The sequence below is a fragment of the Klebsiella sp. K5-306 genome, assembly GCF_051835185.1.
GTDB classification, from domain to species: domain Bacteria; phylum Pseudomonadota; class Gammaproteobacteria; order Enterobacterales; family Enterobacteriaceae; genus Klebsiella; species Klebsiella oxytoca.
On record NZ_JAIFJY010000001.1, the window covers coordinates 16,603 to 31,008 of the forward strand.

14 protein-coding genes are annotated in these 14,406 nt (G+C 57.0%); 12 read left to right on the plus strand and 2 right to left on the minus strand.

What is annotated here, in order from left to right; all coding sequences use genetic code 11:
• Window positions 1-79: 79 nt before the first annotated feature.
• From K2184_RS00085 to K2184_RS00100, 4 genes are all read left to right on the plus strand, one after another.
• Window positions 80-904 (plus strand): SDR family oxidoreductase, encoded by an 825-nt coding sequence (locus K2184_RS00085; RefSeq protein ID WP_004103637.1) that lies wholly within the window; start codon window positions 80-82, stop codon window positions 902-904.
• Window positions 905-942: 38 nt separating this feature from the next.
• Entirely contained in the window at window positions 943-1,833 is an 891-nt protein-coding gene (locus K2184_RS00090) for a LysR family transcriptional regulator (protein ID WP_023321271.1), read from the plus strand.
• 235 nt (window positions 1,834-2,068) lie between these two features.
• Window positions 2,069-2,131, plus strand: coding sequence for a membrane protein YoeI (gene yoeI / locus K2184_RS00095; protein WP_096335043.1), 63 nt, complete (start codon window positions 2,069-2,071; stop codon window positions 2,129-2,131).
• Window positions 2,121-3,479, plus strand: a complete 1,359-nt coding sequence (locus K2184_RS00100; protein WP_004103635.1) for an APC family permease — start codon at window positions 2,121-2,123, stop codon at window positions 3,477-3,479. The genes yoeI and K2184_RS00100 overlap by 11 nt, the downstream gene beginning before the upstream one ends.
• 251 nt (window positions 3,480-3,730) lie before the next feature.
• Here the strand turns inward: K2184_RS00100 and K2184_RS00105 are convergent, their stop codons facing one another.
• Entirely contained in the window at window positions 3,731-4,042 is a 312-nt protein-coding gene (locus K2184_RS00105; RefSeq protein WP_004103633.1) for an ArsR/SmtB family transcription factor, read from the minus strand.
• A 235-nt stretch (window positions 4,043-4,277) separates the two neighbouring features.
• Here K2184_RS00105 and fusA point away from each other — a divergent pair, with 235 nt between their 5' ends.
• Window positions 4,278-6,380: an elongation factor G gene (fusA, locus tag K2184_RS00110; RefSeq protein WP_032745095.1), complete on the plus strand. Its 2,103-nt coding sequence runs from the start codon at window positions 4,278-4,280 to the stop codon at window positions 6,378-6,380.
• Window positions 6,381-6,485: 105 nt separating this feature from the next.
• On the opposite strand, the gene sbcB is transcribed toward fusA, so the two are convergent.
• The gene (sbcB, locus tag K2184_RS00115) at window positions 6,486-7,910 is read right to left on the minus strand and encodes an exodeoxyribonuclease I (protein WP_032745093.1); all 1,425 of its coding nucleotides are present in this window, start codon (window positions 7,908-7,910) and stop codon (window positions 6,486-6,488) included.
• A 180-nt stretch (window positions 7,911-8,090) separates the two neighbouring features.
• Here sbcB and dacD point away from each other — a divergent pair, with 180 nt between their 5' ends.
• From dacD to cobS, 7 genes are all read left to right on the plus strand, one after another.
• Window positions 8,091-9,257: a serine-type D-Ala-D-Ala carboxypeptidase DacD gene (dacD, locus tag K2184_RS00120; protein ID WP_032745156.1), complete on the plus strand. Its 1,167-nt coding sequence runs from the start codon at window positions 8,091-8,093 to the stop codon at window positions 9,255-9,257.
• Between the two features lie 153 nt (window positions 9,258-9,410).
• Window positions 9,411-10,847: a capsule assembly Wzi family protein gene (locus tag K2184_RS00125; RefSeq protein WP_032745091.1), complete on the plus strand. Its 1,437-nt coding sequence runs from the start codon at window positions 9,411-9,413 to the stop codon at window positions 10,845-10,847.
• Between the two features lie 126 nt (window positions 10,848-10,973).
• Window positions 10,974-11,447 carry a DNA gyrase inhibitor SbmC gene (gene sbmC, locus K2184_RS00130; RefSeq protein ID WP_016809182.1) on the plus strand — a complete coding sequence of 158 codons (474 nt, stop codon included), beginning with the start codon at window positions 10,974-10,976 and terminating at the stop codon, window positions 11,445-11,447.
• A 96-nt stretch (window positions 11,448-11,543) separates the two neighbouring features.
• Window positions 11,544-12,602 (plus strand): FUSC family protein, encoded by a 1,059-nt coding sequence (locus K2184_RS00135; RefSeq protein ID WP_004103626.1) that lies wholly within the window; start codon window positions 11,544-11,546, stop codon window positions 12,600-12,602.
• Between the two features lie 168 nt (window positions 12,603-12,770).
• Window positions 12,771-13,106 (plus strand): DUF496 family protein, encoded by a 336-nt coding sequence (locus K2184_RS00140; protein ID WP_004103624.1) that lies wholly within the window; start codon window positions 12,771-12,773, stop codon window positions 13,104-13,106.
• A gap of 188 nt (window positions 13,107-13,294) precedes the next feature.
• Window positions 13,295-13,522 carry a bifunctional adenosylcobinamide kinase/adenosylcobinamide-phosphate guanylyltransferase gene (locus K2184_RS00145; RefSeq protein ID WP_071530297.1) on the plus strand — a complete coding sequence of 76 codons (228 nt, stop codon included), beginning with the start codon at window positions 13,295-13,297 and terminating at the stop codon, window positions 13,520-13,522.
• A gap of 43 nt (window positions 13,523-13,565) precedes the next feature.
• The gene (gene cobS / locus K2184_RS00150; RefSeq protein WP_016809180.1) at window positions 13,566-14,306 is read left to right on the plus strand and encodes an adenosylcobinamide-GDP ribazoletransferase; all 741 of its coding nucleotides are present in this window, start codon (window positions 13,566-13,568) and stop codon (window positions 14,304-14,306) included.
• The last annotated feature ends 100 nt before the right edge of the window (window positions 14,307-14,406 follow it).

Below are 14,406 nucleotides of genomic sequence, written 5' to 3' on the forward strand. Positions count from 1 at the left end.
ATATTGACCGAAGAAATTGTCAGTTGCCGCCGGCTGGCGTAGCCTTAAGTCAGCACAGCGAAAATTCAGGAGCAAGGGGATGAAGAAGGTCGCAATTGTAGGATTAGGATGGCTGGGTATGCCGCTTGCGCTGTCGTTGATGTCGCGGGGATGGCAGGTCACCGGCAGTAAGACCACCCAGGATGGCGTAGAGGCGGCGCGGATGTGCGGTATCGACAGCTACCCGCTGCGTCTGGAGCCGCAGCTGGTCTGCGACGCTGAGGATCTGGATGCATTAATGAACGTCGACGCGCTGGTGATTACCCTGCCGGCGCGCCGGACCGGGCCGGGAGACGACTTCTATCGTCAGGCGGTACAGGAAATCGTTGATACCGCGCTCGCGCATCACGTGCCGCGCATCCTGTTTACCAGCTCGACTTCCGTCTACGGCAACGCCAGCGGCACGCTGAAAGAGAGCTCGCCCCGTAATCCGCAAACCGCCAGCGGACAAGTGCTGAAAGAGCTGGAGGACTGGCTGCACAATCTTCCTGGCACCTCGGTGGACATTCTGCGCCTTTCCGGGCTGGTGGGGCCGTCTCGTCACCCGGGGCGCTTCTTTGCCGGAAAATCCGCGCCAGACGGCCAGCACGGCGTGAACCTGGTGCATCTCCAGGATGCGATCGCCGCGATCGAGCTGTTATTGCAGTCCCCGAAAGGCGGACGCATCTATAATATATGTGCGCCTAAGCATCCCGCGCGCGGCGTCTTTTATCCGCTGATGGCCCGGGAGCTTGGGCTTCCCGTTCCCGTCTTCTCTGATAACCCGGAAAACGGTAGCGGCAAGATCGTGGATGGCAGCCGTATTTGCAACGAACTGGGGTTTGAATACCAATACCCCGACCCGCTGGTGATGCCGATGGAGTGATCCGCCAGCGGTGAATCGCGTACCGTAAGGGGGTAGCGATGAAACCACTGCTGGATGTGCTCGTCATTCTTGATGCCCTCGACAAAGAGGGCAGTTTTGCCGCCGCCTCGGCAAAGCTCTATAAAACACCCTCCGCGCTGAGCTATACCATTCATAAGCTGGAAAGCGACCTCAATATTCAACTACTCGATCGCAGCGGCCACCGGGCGCGCTTTACCCGTACCGGTCAGATGCTGCTGGAAAAAGGGCGCGACGTGCTGCATACCGCCCGCGAGCTGGAAAAGCAGGCCGTCAGGCTGCATCAGGGCTGGGAAGACAGGCTGGTGCTGAACGTTGATAGCGGTTTCCCGTTTCACCTGTTGGCGCCGCTGATAACGGCGTTTTATCGCCAGCATCACGCCACCCGTCTGGAATTTCGCCGCGATACCCTCGCAGCAGGCTGGCAGACCCTGGCGGAAGGGCGGGCGGATCTGCTGCTCGGGGTTCAGAGCGACCCGCCGGCGCTAAGCGGCTACGGTTGTCTGCTTCTCGGTGAACTGACGCAGGTATTTGTCGTTTCGCCCCAGCATCCGCTGGCGCAAATTACCGAACCGCTGAGCTGGCGCACGTTGCGCCGTTATCGCGCGATTGCCAACTGCGGCTCGTTGCCGCAGGCAGAAAATCAGGACAGCCTGACGGTATTCGATCTTTCCGGCCAGCTGACGCTGCTTTGCGCCGGGCTGGGATGGGGCTATTTGCCGCTATTTCAGGTGCAGCCTTTATTAGCGCGCGGCGAGCTGCGAATAATTCAAACCAGGATGGTTGCGCCGGTAAATCGCGCGTGGATTGGCTGGCATGAAGAGGGCGGTGGTCTGGCGGGCGAGTGGTGGCGAGCAGAGATATTAGCAAATAGTGCTATCCATCAGGTCTATAATACTAAAATCGTATGAATATTAATCTGTTAGAGATTGGCTGTAATTATTAAGCCTTGCAACATCTTGTCATCGTGCCAGTAGTTGTTGCAAAATACGCGTCCTGAAAATCAGAAACTGGCCGACGCTTTTTTAAAGTGTCGGTTATTTTTTTGGTTGAAAGACACATCATTCAATACCAAGAGGCCGGGCTTCGTACCGGATAGATATTTACTAAAAACCGACAGTGGTTGTCGCTGAGGAATACAAAGAAATGGGGCAATTTTTTGCTTACGCGCTGGCGTTCACCGTAAAAGGGGATAACTATGTCGCATAACGCTACTCCAAAAACCTCTCGCGTGGAATTACGTAAAACGCTTACGTTGATTCCGGTTGTAATGATGGGCCTTGCCTATATGCAGCCAATGACGCTGTTCGATACGTTTGGTATCGTCTCTGGATTGACTGATGGTCACGTTGCGACGGCTTACGCCTTCGCGCTGATCGCCATTCTCTTCACGGCGCTGAGCTACGGTAAACTGGTTCGCCGTTTTCCGTCGGCGGGTTCCGCTTATACCTACGCACAGAAATCCATTAGCCCGGCCGTTGGCTTTATGGTTGGCTGGTCATCGCTGCTGGACTATCTGTTCATGCCGATGATCAACATTCTGCTGGCAAAAATTTACTTTGAAGCGCTGGTGCCTTCCATTCCGTCGTGGATCTTTGTTGTTGCGCTGGTGGCCTTTATGACCATCTCCAACCTGCGCAGCATTAAGACCGTGGCGAACTTCAACACCCTGATCGTTATCCTGCAGATGGGTATCGTAGCGGTGATTGTTGGCCTGATTATCTACGGCGTTATGCACGGCGAAGGCGCGGGCACGCTGACCAGCACCCGTCCGTTCTGGTCTGAAGGCGCGCACGTGGTGCCGATGATTACCGGTGCGACCATTCTCTGCTTCTCGTTCCTCGGCTTCGACGGTATCTCTTCGCTGTCTGAAGAAACCAAAGACGCAGAGCGCGTGATCCCGAAGGCTATCTTCCTGACGGCGCTGATTGGCGGCCTGATCTTTATCGGGGCTTCCTACTTCCTGCAGCTGTACTTCCCGGATATCTCGCGCTTTAAGGATCCGGACGCATCGCAGCCTGAAATCATGCTGTACGTTGCGGGCAAAACCTTCCAGTGGGGCGTGCTGATTTTCTCCAGCGTCACCGTACTGGCGTCCGGCATGGCTGCGCACGCGGGCGTTTCCCGTCTGATGTACGTGATGGGCCGCGACGGCGTGTTCCCGACGCGTTTCTTTGGTTACGTGCATCCGAAATGGCGGACTCCGGCGTGGAACGTACTGCTGGTTGGCGCGATTGCGCTGCTGGCGATTAAATTCGACCTCGTGACGGCAACGGCGCTGATTAACTTCGGTGCGCTGGTGGCGTTCACCTTCGTTAACCTGTCGGTGATCTCGCAGTTCTGGATCCGTGAAAAACGCAACAAGACGCTGAAAGACCACTTCAACTATCTGGTTCTGCCGGTGTGCGGCGCGCTGACCGTCGGCGCGCTGTGGATCAACCTGGAAGAGAGCTCCATGGTTCTCGGCCTGATCTGGGGCGGTATTGGTCTGGTCTACCTGGCCTGCGTGACCAAAAGCTTCCGCAACCCGGTACCGCAGTACGAAGACGTTGCCTGATCGCGTTTGGTGATGAGAAAGCCGGAGGGAAACCTCCGGCTTTTTTGTTTCTGGCGGATGTCGATCTTTCCGACTCGCGCTACGCTTAGCCGGACTACAGATTCACCGCTGCCCACGGTCTGGTAGCCCGGGTAAGGCGTGTACGCCGCAACCCGGGATTCCCGGGCACGAGTTCGTGTGGTTTTGCGGGGTGGTTGTCCGGATAGAGGCGCAGCATCGCCTCCGGTAGATTCGGCAGAAATGTGGGCGATTTACTTCTCCTGCTGCATCACCTTAAGCAGCGTATCCAGCAGGCCGGGAAAGCGCGCGTCTAAATCTTCCCGGCGCAGCGAAATCAAATTCTCCCGCCCCTGAGGCCTCTGCCAGATCACCCCGCTGTCGCGCAAGACGCGCCAGTGGTGAGTCATGGTCGACTTCGCCACATCTTCATGACGCAGGGCGTTACAGCTCTGCTCGCTGCCGTCGGCAAGGATCCGGATAATCTCAAGCCGCAGCGGGTTACCGAGGGCGAAAAGCACATTTTCGAGGCGAATTTGTTCACGTTCGGGGTGATTGGCGATCATAATATTCCTGTGTCGGCGGCGGCGCAGATCCGCGAGCAGCCGTTATCGGCGGCTGGCCGGTAATATACCCAAACTCTTTTTCTAAAGCCACGCGCGTCGTCGCAGCCATACCAATCGTAACGATAGCAAAAATAGTTCGAATATACTCGTACAGTTGTACTATGATGAAAGCCGTTAAATGAACGGCGGCTCATTCCGGCCGCTGACTGACAGTCAAAATGACTAAGGACGCATCATGCCCCGACCCATCCCCCTCGAACGTTATCGCAACATCGGTATCTCCGCGCATATCGATGCCGGCAAAACCACCACCACCGAGCGCATCCTGTTTTACACCGGGATGAGCCACAAGCTGGGGGAAGTACACGATGGCGCGGCAACTACCGACTGGATGGCGCAGGAGCAGGAGCGTGGGATCACCATTACGTCCGCGGCGGTGAGCTGCTTCTGGCCCGGTATGGACCGCAGCTTTGAGCCACACCGGATTAATATCATCGATACCCCCGGGCACGTGGATTTCACCATTGAAGTCGAGCGCTCTATGCGCGTACTGGACGGTGCGGTCATGGTTTACGACTCCGTGGGCGGCGTGCAGCCGCAGTCGGAAACCGTCTGGCGCCAGGCGAACAAATACCACGTCCCGCGGCTGGCCTTCGTCAACAAGATGGACCGCCCCGGCGCGGATTTTTTCCGCGTGGTGCAGATGATGACCGATCGCCTGAAGGCGAACCCGGTACCGATTGTGATCCCGGTGGGCGCCGAAGAGCACTTCACCGGCGTGGTGGACCTCATCAAAATGCGCGCTATTTTGTGGGATGACGCTACCCAGGGAATGACCTTCAGCTATGCGCCGGTGCCCGACGAACTGCTGGAAACCGCCCGGTTGTGGCGGGAAAAAATGGTTTCGGCGGCGGCGGAAGCCAGCGACGAACTGATGGATAACTATCTTGAAACCGGCGAGTTGAGCGAGGCGGAAATCGTCGCCGGACTGCGTCAGCGCACGGTGAAGGGGGAAATCCAGGCAGTGCTGTGCGGCAGCGCGTTTAAAAACAAAGGCGTGCAGCGGATGCTTGATGCGGTGGTTGAGCTGATGCCGTCGCCGCTGGATATTCCGGCGATTCAGGGCGTGGATGAGAAAGGGCGGCCCGCTGAACGTCACCCGAGCGACGACGAACCGTTCTCGGCGTTGGCATTTAAACTGATGACCGACCCCTACGTCGGCCAATTGACCTTTATCCGCGTCTATTCCGGGACGCTGAAAAAAGGCGATGCGGTGTGGAATCCGGTGAAAGGCAAGAAAGAGCGCATCGGCCGCATCGTGCTGATGCAGGCCAACGATCGCCATGAAGTGGACGAACTGCACGCCGGAGATATTGCCGCCTGCGTCGGCCTGAAGGATGTCACCACCGGCGACACGCTGTGCGACCCGGATGCGGTGATTACCCTTGAACGGATGGAGTTCCCGGAGCCGGTGATTTCGCTGGCGATAGAACCGAAAACCAAAGCCGATCAGGAAAAAATGGGCATCGCCCTGCAGCGGCTGGCGGCGGAAGATCCGTCGTTTCGTCTGCATACTGACGAGGAGTCCGGCCAGACGATCATTTCCGGGATGGGCGAACTGCATCTGGAGATTATCGTTGACCGCATGAAGCGCGAGTTTGGCGTCGAGGCGAACATCGGGCGTCCGCAGGTGACCTATCGCGAGACGATCCGCAAAACGGTCAAAGAGGTGGAAGGCAAGTTTGTTCGCCAGTCCGGCGGTAAAGGGCAGTATGGTCACGTGGTGCTGACCCTTGAACCGCTGGCGCCGGGAAGCGGTTTCGTGTTTGAGGACGCGACCAAAGGCGGCGTGGTGCCGCGCGAGTATATCCCTTCAGTCGAAAAAGGGCTGCGCGAAGCGATGGGCACCGGCGTGCTGGCGGGATATCCGGTGGTGGATATTAAGGCGACCTTGACGTTTGGTTCGTATCACGACGTCGACTCCTCGGAGATGGCTTTCCGGATGGCGGCAATATTCGGCTTCAAGGAAGGGGCGCGCAGGGCCGACCCGGTTATTCTTGAACCGGTGATGCACGTGGAAGTGGAGACCCCGGAAGAGTACGCCGGCAATATTATGGGCGATCTCTCTTCCCGGCGCGGGATGGTGCAGGGAATGGAGGAGCGGTTCGGCAGCCAGATTATTCGCGCCGACGTGCCGCTGGCCGAGATGTTTGGCTATTCCACCACGCTGCGTTCAATGTCCCAGGGCCGGGCGACCTACAGCATGGAATTCCACCACTACGCGGAAGCCCCGCGCAACGTGGCAGAGGCGATTATCGCCAGCCGCGCCAAAGGCTAAACTACGTTCCCGGGTGCGACGCGAGGCGTCTTACCCGGGATACGAGTCCTGCCAACGTTTGTAGCCCGGGTAAGGCGTTAGCCGCAACCCGGGAATTTCTTCCAGTCAAACAATATTCTGCGCGTACTGCCACAGCGCCTTCAGCTGCGCCAGCTTCTCTTTATCATCCGCATATTGCTGATACAGCATCTGTAGCTCATCGGCGTAGGCCTGCAAAAACTCTGGCGTAAACACCTGGCGACGGTGCTCCAACCAGCGCTGCTGCTCGGCTTCATCCAGCGTGCCCGGGTAATTGCGCGCGCGATAGTTGAACAGTAGACGCTCAATACGCTTGTCGGCAAAGGTAATGTCCAGCGCCGGCAGATTGCGCGGCTCCGTCTCGAGTATGATTTTCATCGCCGCGCGATCGGCATCGCTGAAAAAGCCGTTATACAGCTGCGTATCGACGTTATCGGACGGCACAAACGGCTCCGCTTCGGCAAAAATCGCCACCGCTTTCTCGCGCACCTGTGGATTAGCCCGCAGCCGCTGGGCGTTCTCCAGACAGCGCTGGATATTGATGCCCAGCCGGTCAGCATCCTGCGGGCGCAGGGTATTTTGCTGCGCCAGCACCGGGCACTTATTGAGGTGGACCAGCTTGATCGGCACCGCAGCCAGATCGCCCAACTCGCTTTTCGGCGTATACAGCCGTTCGCGCAGGGCATCGGCATCCAGATCCAGCAGAGGGGCGATATCACCGGCCAGGTCGACCATAATCACCGCGTTACGGTTATCCGGGTGCCACGCCAGCGGGGCGACCAGGCTGGTGTTGCCGCGCGCCGCGCCGAACATACCGGAAACATGCACCAGCGGCTTGATTTGCGGCACGTCAATCAGCGTCGCCAGCTTGCGCTTGTTGCGGTGGGCGTAAAGATAGTCGAACAGGCGCGGCTGCTGAGTCTTCACCAGCTTTGCCATCGCGATAGTGGCGTAAACGTCGGCCATCGCGTCGTGGGCGTTGCTGTGTTCGATGCCGTTAGCGACGGTCAGATGCTCCAGCCGGAAGCTCGGTAAGCCCTCATCATTTTCCGGCCAGTTGATCCCCTCGGGGCGCAGCGCATAGCAGGCGCGCATCACGTCCAGCAGATCCCAGCGGGAGTTGTCATGCTGCCAGCTCCAGGCGTAAGGATCGTAAAAATTGCGATAGAAGATATTGCGCGTGACTTCATCATCGAAGCGCACGTTGTTGTAGCCGACGATGCAGGTTTTCGGCACCGTGAACAGATCGTGAACGCGGCGGGCAAACGCGGCTTCGTTGTCGCCTTTGGCATTGGCCTCCTGCGGCGTTATCCCGGTGACCATTACCGCCTGCGGCTGCGGCAGATAGTCGTCGGCGAGCCTGCAGTAGAACACTTCAGGTTCGCCGACGACATTCAGGTCTTCATCGGTACGGATGGCGGCAAACTGCGACGGCCGGTCGAGCGAAGGGCTGGTGCCGAAGGTCTCGTAATCGTGAAACAAAAATCCGGGCTGGTTGGCGCTATCTTGCATAATCTGTTCATTATCCCTGGTGGCGAGCAGCCATCATGGTAAACGATTTGCCGGGCCATCAGAAGGGTATCGGCCTTACCTGACACCGCCAGTGTCATATTTTCTTGCAATTAAACCCTGATATGAAACGAGAAGTTCCGTAAAAAGGACGGCGAATCTGTCAATTTAGAGGATATGCCGTTGAAAGGCCGTTTGTTTATTGCTGTATCTTTGCTCGCTGCGAGCGTTTCTTGCGCATTTGCCGCCAATGATTTTCCCGTCAACGTGACGCCGCCTTCCATTCAGGCCGGTTCCTGGGTGCTGATGGATTACACCACCGGCCAGGTCCTTACCGCCGGTAACGAGCATCAGCAGCGCAATCCCGCCAGCCTGACCAAACTGATGACCGGCTATGTGGTCGATCGCGCCATCGACAGCCACCGCATCACCTTTGACGACATCGTCACCGTCGGTAAAGACGCCTGGGCGCAGGGCAATCCGGTCTTTAAGGGATCTTCCCTGATGTTTCTTAAGCCCGGCGATCGGGTTAGCGTACGCGACTTGAGCCGCGGGCTCATCGTTGACTCCGGCAACGATGCCTGCGTGGCGCTGGCGGATTATGTTGCCGGCGGCCAGCCGCAGTTTGTCGCGCTGATGAACAGCTATGTGGACAAACTGCATTTACAGGATACCCATTTTGAAACCGTTCACGGCCTCGACGCGCCGGGGCAGCATAGCTCAGCCTACGATCTGGCGGTACTCTCGCGGGCGATTATTCACGGCGAGCCGGACGTTTATCATATGTACAGCCAGAAGAGTCTGACGTGGAACGGCATTACCCAGCAGAACCGCAATGGTCTGCTGTGGGATAAAACTATGAACGTTGATGGTCTGAAAACCGGCCATACCTCCGGCGCTGGCTTCAATCTGATTGCCTCCGCGGTGGACGGCCAGCGCCGGCTGATTGCGGTAGTCATGGGGGCCGACAGTCCGAAAGGGCGTGAACAGCAGGCGGCGAAGCTGCTGCACTGGGGCCAGCAAAACTTCGATACCGTCCAGGTCCTGCAGGACGGCAAGCAGGTCGGCGTTGAGCGTATCTGGTATGGCGATAAAGAGCAGATTAGGCTGGGGACCGATCAGGACTTCTGGTTAGCGCTGCCGAAATCGGAAGTCTCACGCATTAAGGCGAAATATGTGCTGGATAAAAAAGTGCTGGAAGCGCCGATTGCCGCCCACCAGCGGGTCGGTGAAATCTCGCTTTATGATGGCGATAAAGTCGTCGCCCACTGGCCGCTGGTGACGCTGGAAAGCGTCGGCAAGGGCGGCATGCTGTCGCGCTTTAGCGATTATCTGCATCAAAAACTGTAACTTCTCCGCCGCTCCGCCCGGAGCGGCATCTCGTAGCTGTTTGATTATTATGCTGCTTCGGTTGGCGCTTTGTTTAGTGTCCATCCCTTACCTTACCCGGTCACCATTCAGGAAATCCCCTGGCGCTTGTGCGCCCAAAATGGAGCTGGGAAGATGAAATACTTTGCGCGTAGTGCGCTTTCTCTGGGACTTTTCGCCGTTTTTAGCACCTCTGGTTTTGCCTCTGGCCTCGTTCTGGCCGATAACGAATTCCGCAATGATTTAACCTGGTTATCCGACCGCGGAACCCTCTCTTTAAGTTTGTCCACCTGGCCGTTGAGCGAAGAAGAGATTAATCGTGCGCTGGCCAATGCCCATCCGACAACATCCGCCGAGCGGGTGGTTCTGAGTCGGGTAAATCAGCGTTTAAGGGCGCTCAAAGCCGACGTGCGCGTTACCGGTTACAGTTCCACTGATAAGCCGGGAACTCCGCAGGGGTTTGCCCAGTCTTATCCTGCTGACCAGTCGCTTTCTCTCGCCCTGAACAACAGCGGTGAATGGTGGGATCTGCATCTACAGGGCAATGTTGAAGGCGACAAACGCATCGACAACGGCTCCAGCGTAAACGCCAACGGCGCATACGGCGCGGTAAAACTGTGGAACCAGTGGCTGGCGTTCGGGCAAATCCCGCAGTGGTGGGGACCGGGTTATGAAGGGAGTTTGATTCGCTCCGATGCCGCGCGTCCCATGACCGGTTTTCTGCTGCAGCGTGCAGAACAGCGGGCGCCGGAAACCTCATGGCTAAGCTGGATTGGCCCCTGGCAGTATCAACTTTCCGCCAGCCAGATGAACCAGTACGCCGCCGTACCGCATACCAAAATCTTCGGCGGTCGCCTGACGTTTTCGCCCATCTCCTCGTTGGAACTGGGCGCTTCGCGCGTTATGCAGTGGGGCGGCGAAGGGCGACCTTCATCATTCAGCAGCTTCTGGGACGGCCTGACCGGCAATGATAACACCGGTGAATCGGCCGACGATCCCGGCAATCAGCTGGCCGGTTTTGATTTCAAGCTGAAGCTGGCGCCAACCTTGGGCTGGCCGGTGAGCATTTACGGCCAGATGATCGGCGAGGATGAAGCCGGATACTTGCCCTCGGCGCACCTCTACCTTGGCGGCGTGGAAGGGCACCATCAGTGGAACAGCAATGCGGTTAACTGGTATCTGGAAGCCCACGATACCCGCTCGAATATGGGACGCACCAACTATATCTATAACCACTTTATCTATAAAGATGGCTACTATCAGCAGGGCTACCCGCTGGGCGATGCGATGGGCGGCGATGGACGCCTGTATGCCGGTAAGGTGGAGCTGGTCACCGAAGAAAATCAGCGCTGGAGCGCGCGCCTGGTCTACGCGGAAGTCAATCCGAAGAACCAACGAATCAATAAAGCCTTCCCGCACGCCGACACGCTGAAGGGCGTACAGCTGGGCTGGAGCGGCGATGTCATGCCGACGGTTCGCCTGAATACCTCCATGTGGTACACCGATGCAAACCACAGCGCCAGCGACGATGTTGGGGCCAGCATCGGCATTGAACTGCCGTTCAGTTTATAACCCGCTGGTGGCGTTTTTTTAATCTTCTTGCCGCGCGGATTTGTGAATTACCGCACATACTATGGGTGATTGTACTGTTAGATTATATGTATATACATACAGTATTTTATCAACAGTGGAGGCAACATGGACTATAACGTTAAATCCGTAGGCAAGAAGAAAATTGCCGGTTTTCATCTGGTCGGCCCCTGGGAACAGACGGTTAAACAGGGGTTTGAACAGCTGATGATGTGGGTCGACAACAGCCGGGTTCCTGCGCAGGAGTGGGTGGCCGTTTACTACGACAATCCAGACGAAGTCCCGGCGGAAAAGCTGCGCTGCGACACCGCCGTCACGGTGGCGGAAGACTATCAGATCCCTGAAGGAAGTGAAGGCGTGATGATGACCGAAATCGCCGGCGGCGAGTATGCCGTTGCCCGCGCCAGAGTCGAGAATTTTGATTTTGCGACTCCGTGGTATCAGTTCTTCGAAAGTCTGATGCAAAGCACAGAGCATCAGATGGCGATGAAGCCCTGTTTTGAAGTCTACCTTAACGATGGTAACCAGGACGGCTACTGGGACATTGATATGTATATCGCGGTTGAACCCGTAGTGAAGTGAACTTATCCCTTTAATTGACAAGGTTTCTTACATTCGCGTGATGCTTGCGGCGAAAAAGCAGTTACAATTGCCCTTTTCGTTGTGTCGGAGTCGGTTGTGCGCGCGGATAAATCACTTAAGCCATTTGAAATTCGGCTGTATCGCCATTACCGCATCGTCCATGGCGTGCGAATAGCATTGGCCTTTGTGCTCACCTTTGTGCTGGTGCGCCTGCTTAACGTGCCGGAAGGTACCTGGCCTCTCATCACCCTGGTGGTGGTGATGGGGCCTATCTCCTTCTGGGGAAACGTCGTCCCGCGCGCGTTTGAGCGTATCGGCGGCACGATCCTCGGCTCGGCGCTCGGGCTGGTGGCGCTCAAGCTGGAACTTATCTCTCTGCCCATTATGCTGCTGTGGTGCGCGGTGGCGATGTTCCTCTGCGGCTGGCTGGCGTTGGGTAAAAAGCCCTACCAGGCGCTGTTGATCGGCATCACGCTGGCGGTGGTGGTCGGCGCGCCGCCGGGCGATATGACGACCGCGCTATGGCGAAGCGGCGACGTTATCTTTGGCTCCCTGCTGGCTATGCTGTTTACCGGTATCTGGCCGCAGCGGGCTTTCCTGCACTGGCGCATCCAGATGGCCAGCTACGTCACCGCCTTCAACCGTCTGTATCAGGCGGGTTTCTCGCCGAACCTCGTCGAGCGTCCGCGTCTGGAAAAGCATATGCAGAAGGTGCTTAACGATGTGGTCAAAATGCGCGGATTAATTACGCCCGCCAGCAAAGAGACGCATATCCAGAAGGCCATCTTTGAAGCGATCCAGACTGTTAGCCGGAATCTGGTGTGCATGCTGGAGCTGCAAATCAACGCCTACTGGGCATCGCGTCCCGGCCATTTTGTTATGCTGAATGCCCATACGCTGCGCGAAACGCAGCAAATGACCCAGCAGACGTTGCTGACTATCGCCCATGCATTGTATGAGGGCAATCCGCAGCCGATTCTTGCTAACAATGAAAAGCTCAACGAAATTGTGGCCGAGCTGCGCCAGCTCATCAAAGAGCAGCAGGACGACAATTTCTCTGAAACGCCAATCCATGGTTATGTCTGGCTAACCATCGAACTGGCGCGGCAGCTTGAGCTGCTGTCGCATTTAATCTGCCGGGCGTTGCGTAAATAAAGACCAGATACGCGCGGTTTGCCCATCGCTTGCTTCGATTCAGCAGCGTTTAGGGTTATGATAAAGGCAAAGGAAAAAACATTGTCATCAGCGGCTGCTAACAGTTATGTTAGCCCGATGTAGCAGTCGCTTTAGCGAATCCGAATCTCAAATATTAGGGGTGTAAAAATGGAAACAACTAAGCCTTCTTTCCAGGACGTACTGGAGTTTGTTCGCCTGTATCGTCGTAAGAATAAACTGCAGCGTGAAATTCAGGACGTTGAGAAAAAGATCCGTGATAACCAGAAGCGCGTACTGCTGCTGGACAACCTGAGCGACTACATCAAGCCGGGCATGAGCGTTGAAGCTATCCAGGGCATCATTGCCAGCATGAAGAGCGATTACGAAGATCGCGTTGACGACTACATCATTAAAAACGCCGAGATCTCCAAAGAACGTCGCGATATCTCTAAAAAGCTGAAAGCAATGGGCGAAGCGAAAGTAGAAGATAAATCTGCCGAGTAATCTCGTTTGCGTGCTCCGGCGGCTCTCGCTGCCGGAGTGATTCCTCCTCTTGCGTCATCTCGCATTCCTTAGCAAAACAGCCTCTGTAACGCTGAACCTTTCCCCAGGAATTTGGTATACTTCCGCCGTAAACATATTGATATCGGAAGGTTTTATCTCATGCTGTCCCTGCAACAGGTGCCGCCGCGATGATACTGATGACCGGCGACGCGCTTAGCGGCCTACGCCGTGATGCCCAATCTCTACTCAACTCTTTCGTTTCGGCGATCTATATCGCTACCTCCCGGATATCCGATAACCAAATAGCTGCACGCATTCAACATCACCGCGATACCCGGCTGGCTCACTGGCGGCTGGAAGAGCGTCCACGCAGCAGCTACGCAGATAAGTCAGGTTACGGTCGGCGGCGGCGGTGAATAACCGCTGGTCGCAAGGTTTAACGACAGGAGTCATCTTTCCATGATTAAGTCATTTTTTGCCGCATTATCGTTTATCAGCCGCCTGCCGGTCCCGGCGCGTTTGTCTCAGGGGCTGGAAATTGAACAATATCAACGCAGTATCGTTACTTTTCCCTTTGTTGGCCTGCTGCTGGGGGCGATCGCGGGGGTTGTCGTGATACTGCTCCAGCCCTGGTGCGGCGGCCCGCTTGCCGCGCTGCTCGGCGTGCTGGCGCTGGCGCTGTTGACCGGCGGCTTCCATCTGGATGGGCTGGCGGATACCTGTGATGGCATTTTCTCTGCCCGCCGCCGCGAGCGGATGCTGGAGATTATGCGCGACAGTCGGTTGGGCACTCACGGCGGGCTGGCGCTGATTTTTGTGCTGATTGCAAAAGTGCTGGTGGTCAGCGAGGTCACGTTGCGCGGTACGTCTGCGGTTGCCGCCCTGGCGGCCGCCTGCGCCGTGGCCCGTGGTATGGCGGTGCTGCTGATGTACCGTCAGCGCTACGCCCGCGAAGAGGGGCTGGGCAATCTGTTTATCGGTAAAATCTCGCTGCAACAGACGCTGATCGCCATGGGGATCGCTCTGGCGCTGGCGACGCTGCTGCTCGGCGTTAACGGTCTGCGCGCAGCGCTTATCACGCTGGTGCTGGTCTGGGCGCTAGGCCAGGCGCTGAAGCGTACTCTGGGCGGGCAAACCGGCGACACCTTAGGCGCGGCGATTGAGCTCGGTGAAGTCATATTTTTGCTGGCCCTGCTGTAAGTTTGCTTTCTTCCCGGTGGCGCTGCGCTGACCGGGCTACGGGTTAACAGCAGTCTGCGGACCGGTAACCCGGACAAGGCGCATCGCGCCGCCTGCGGAG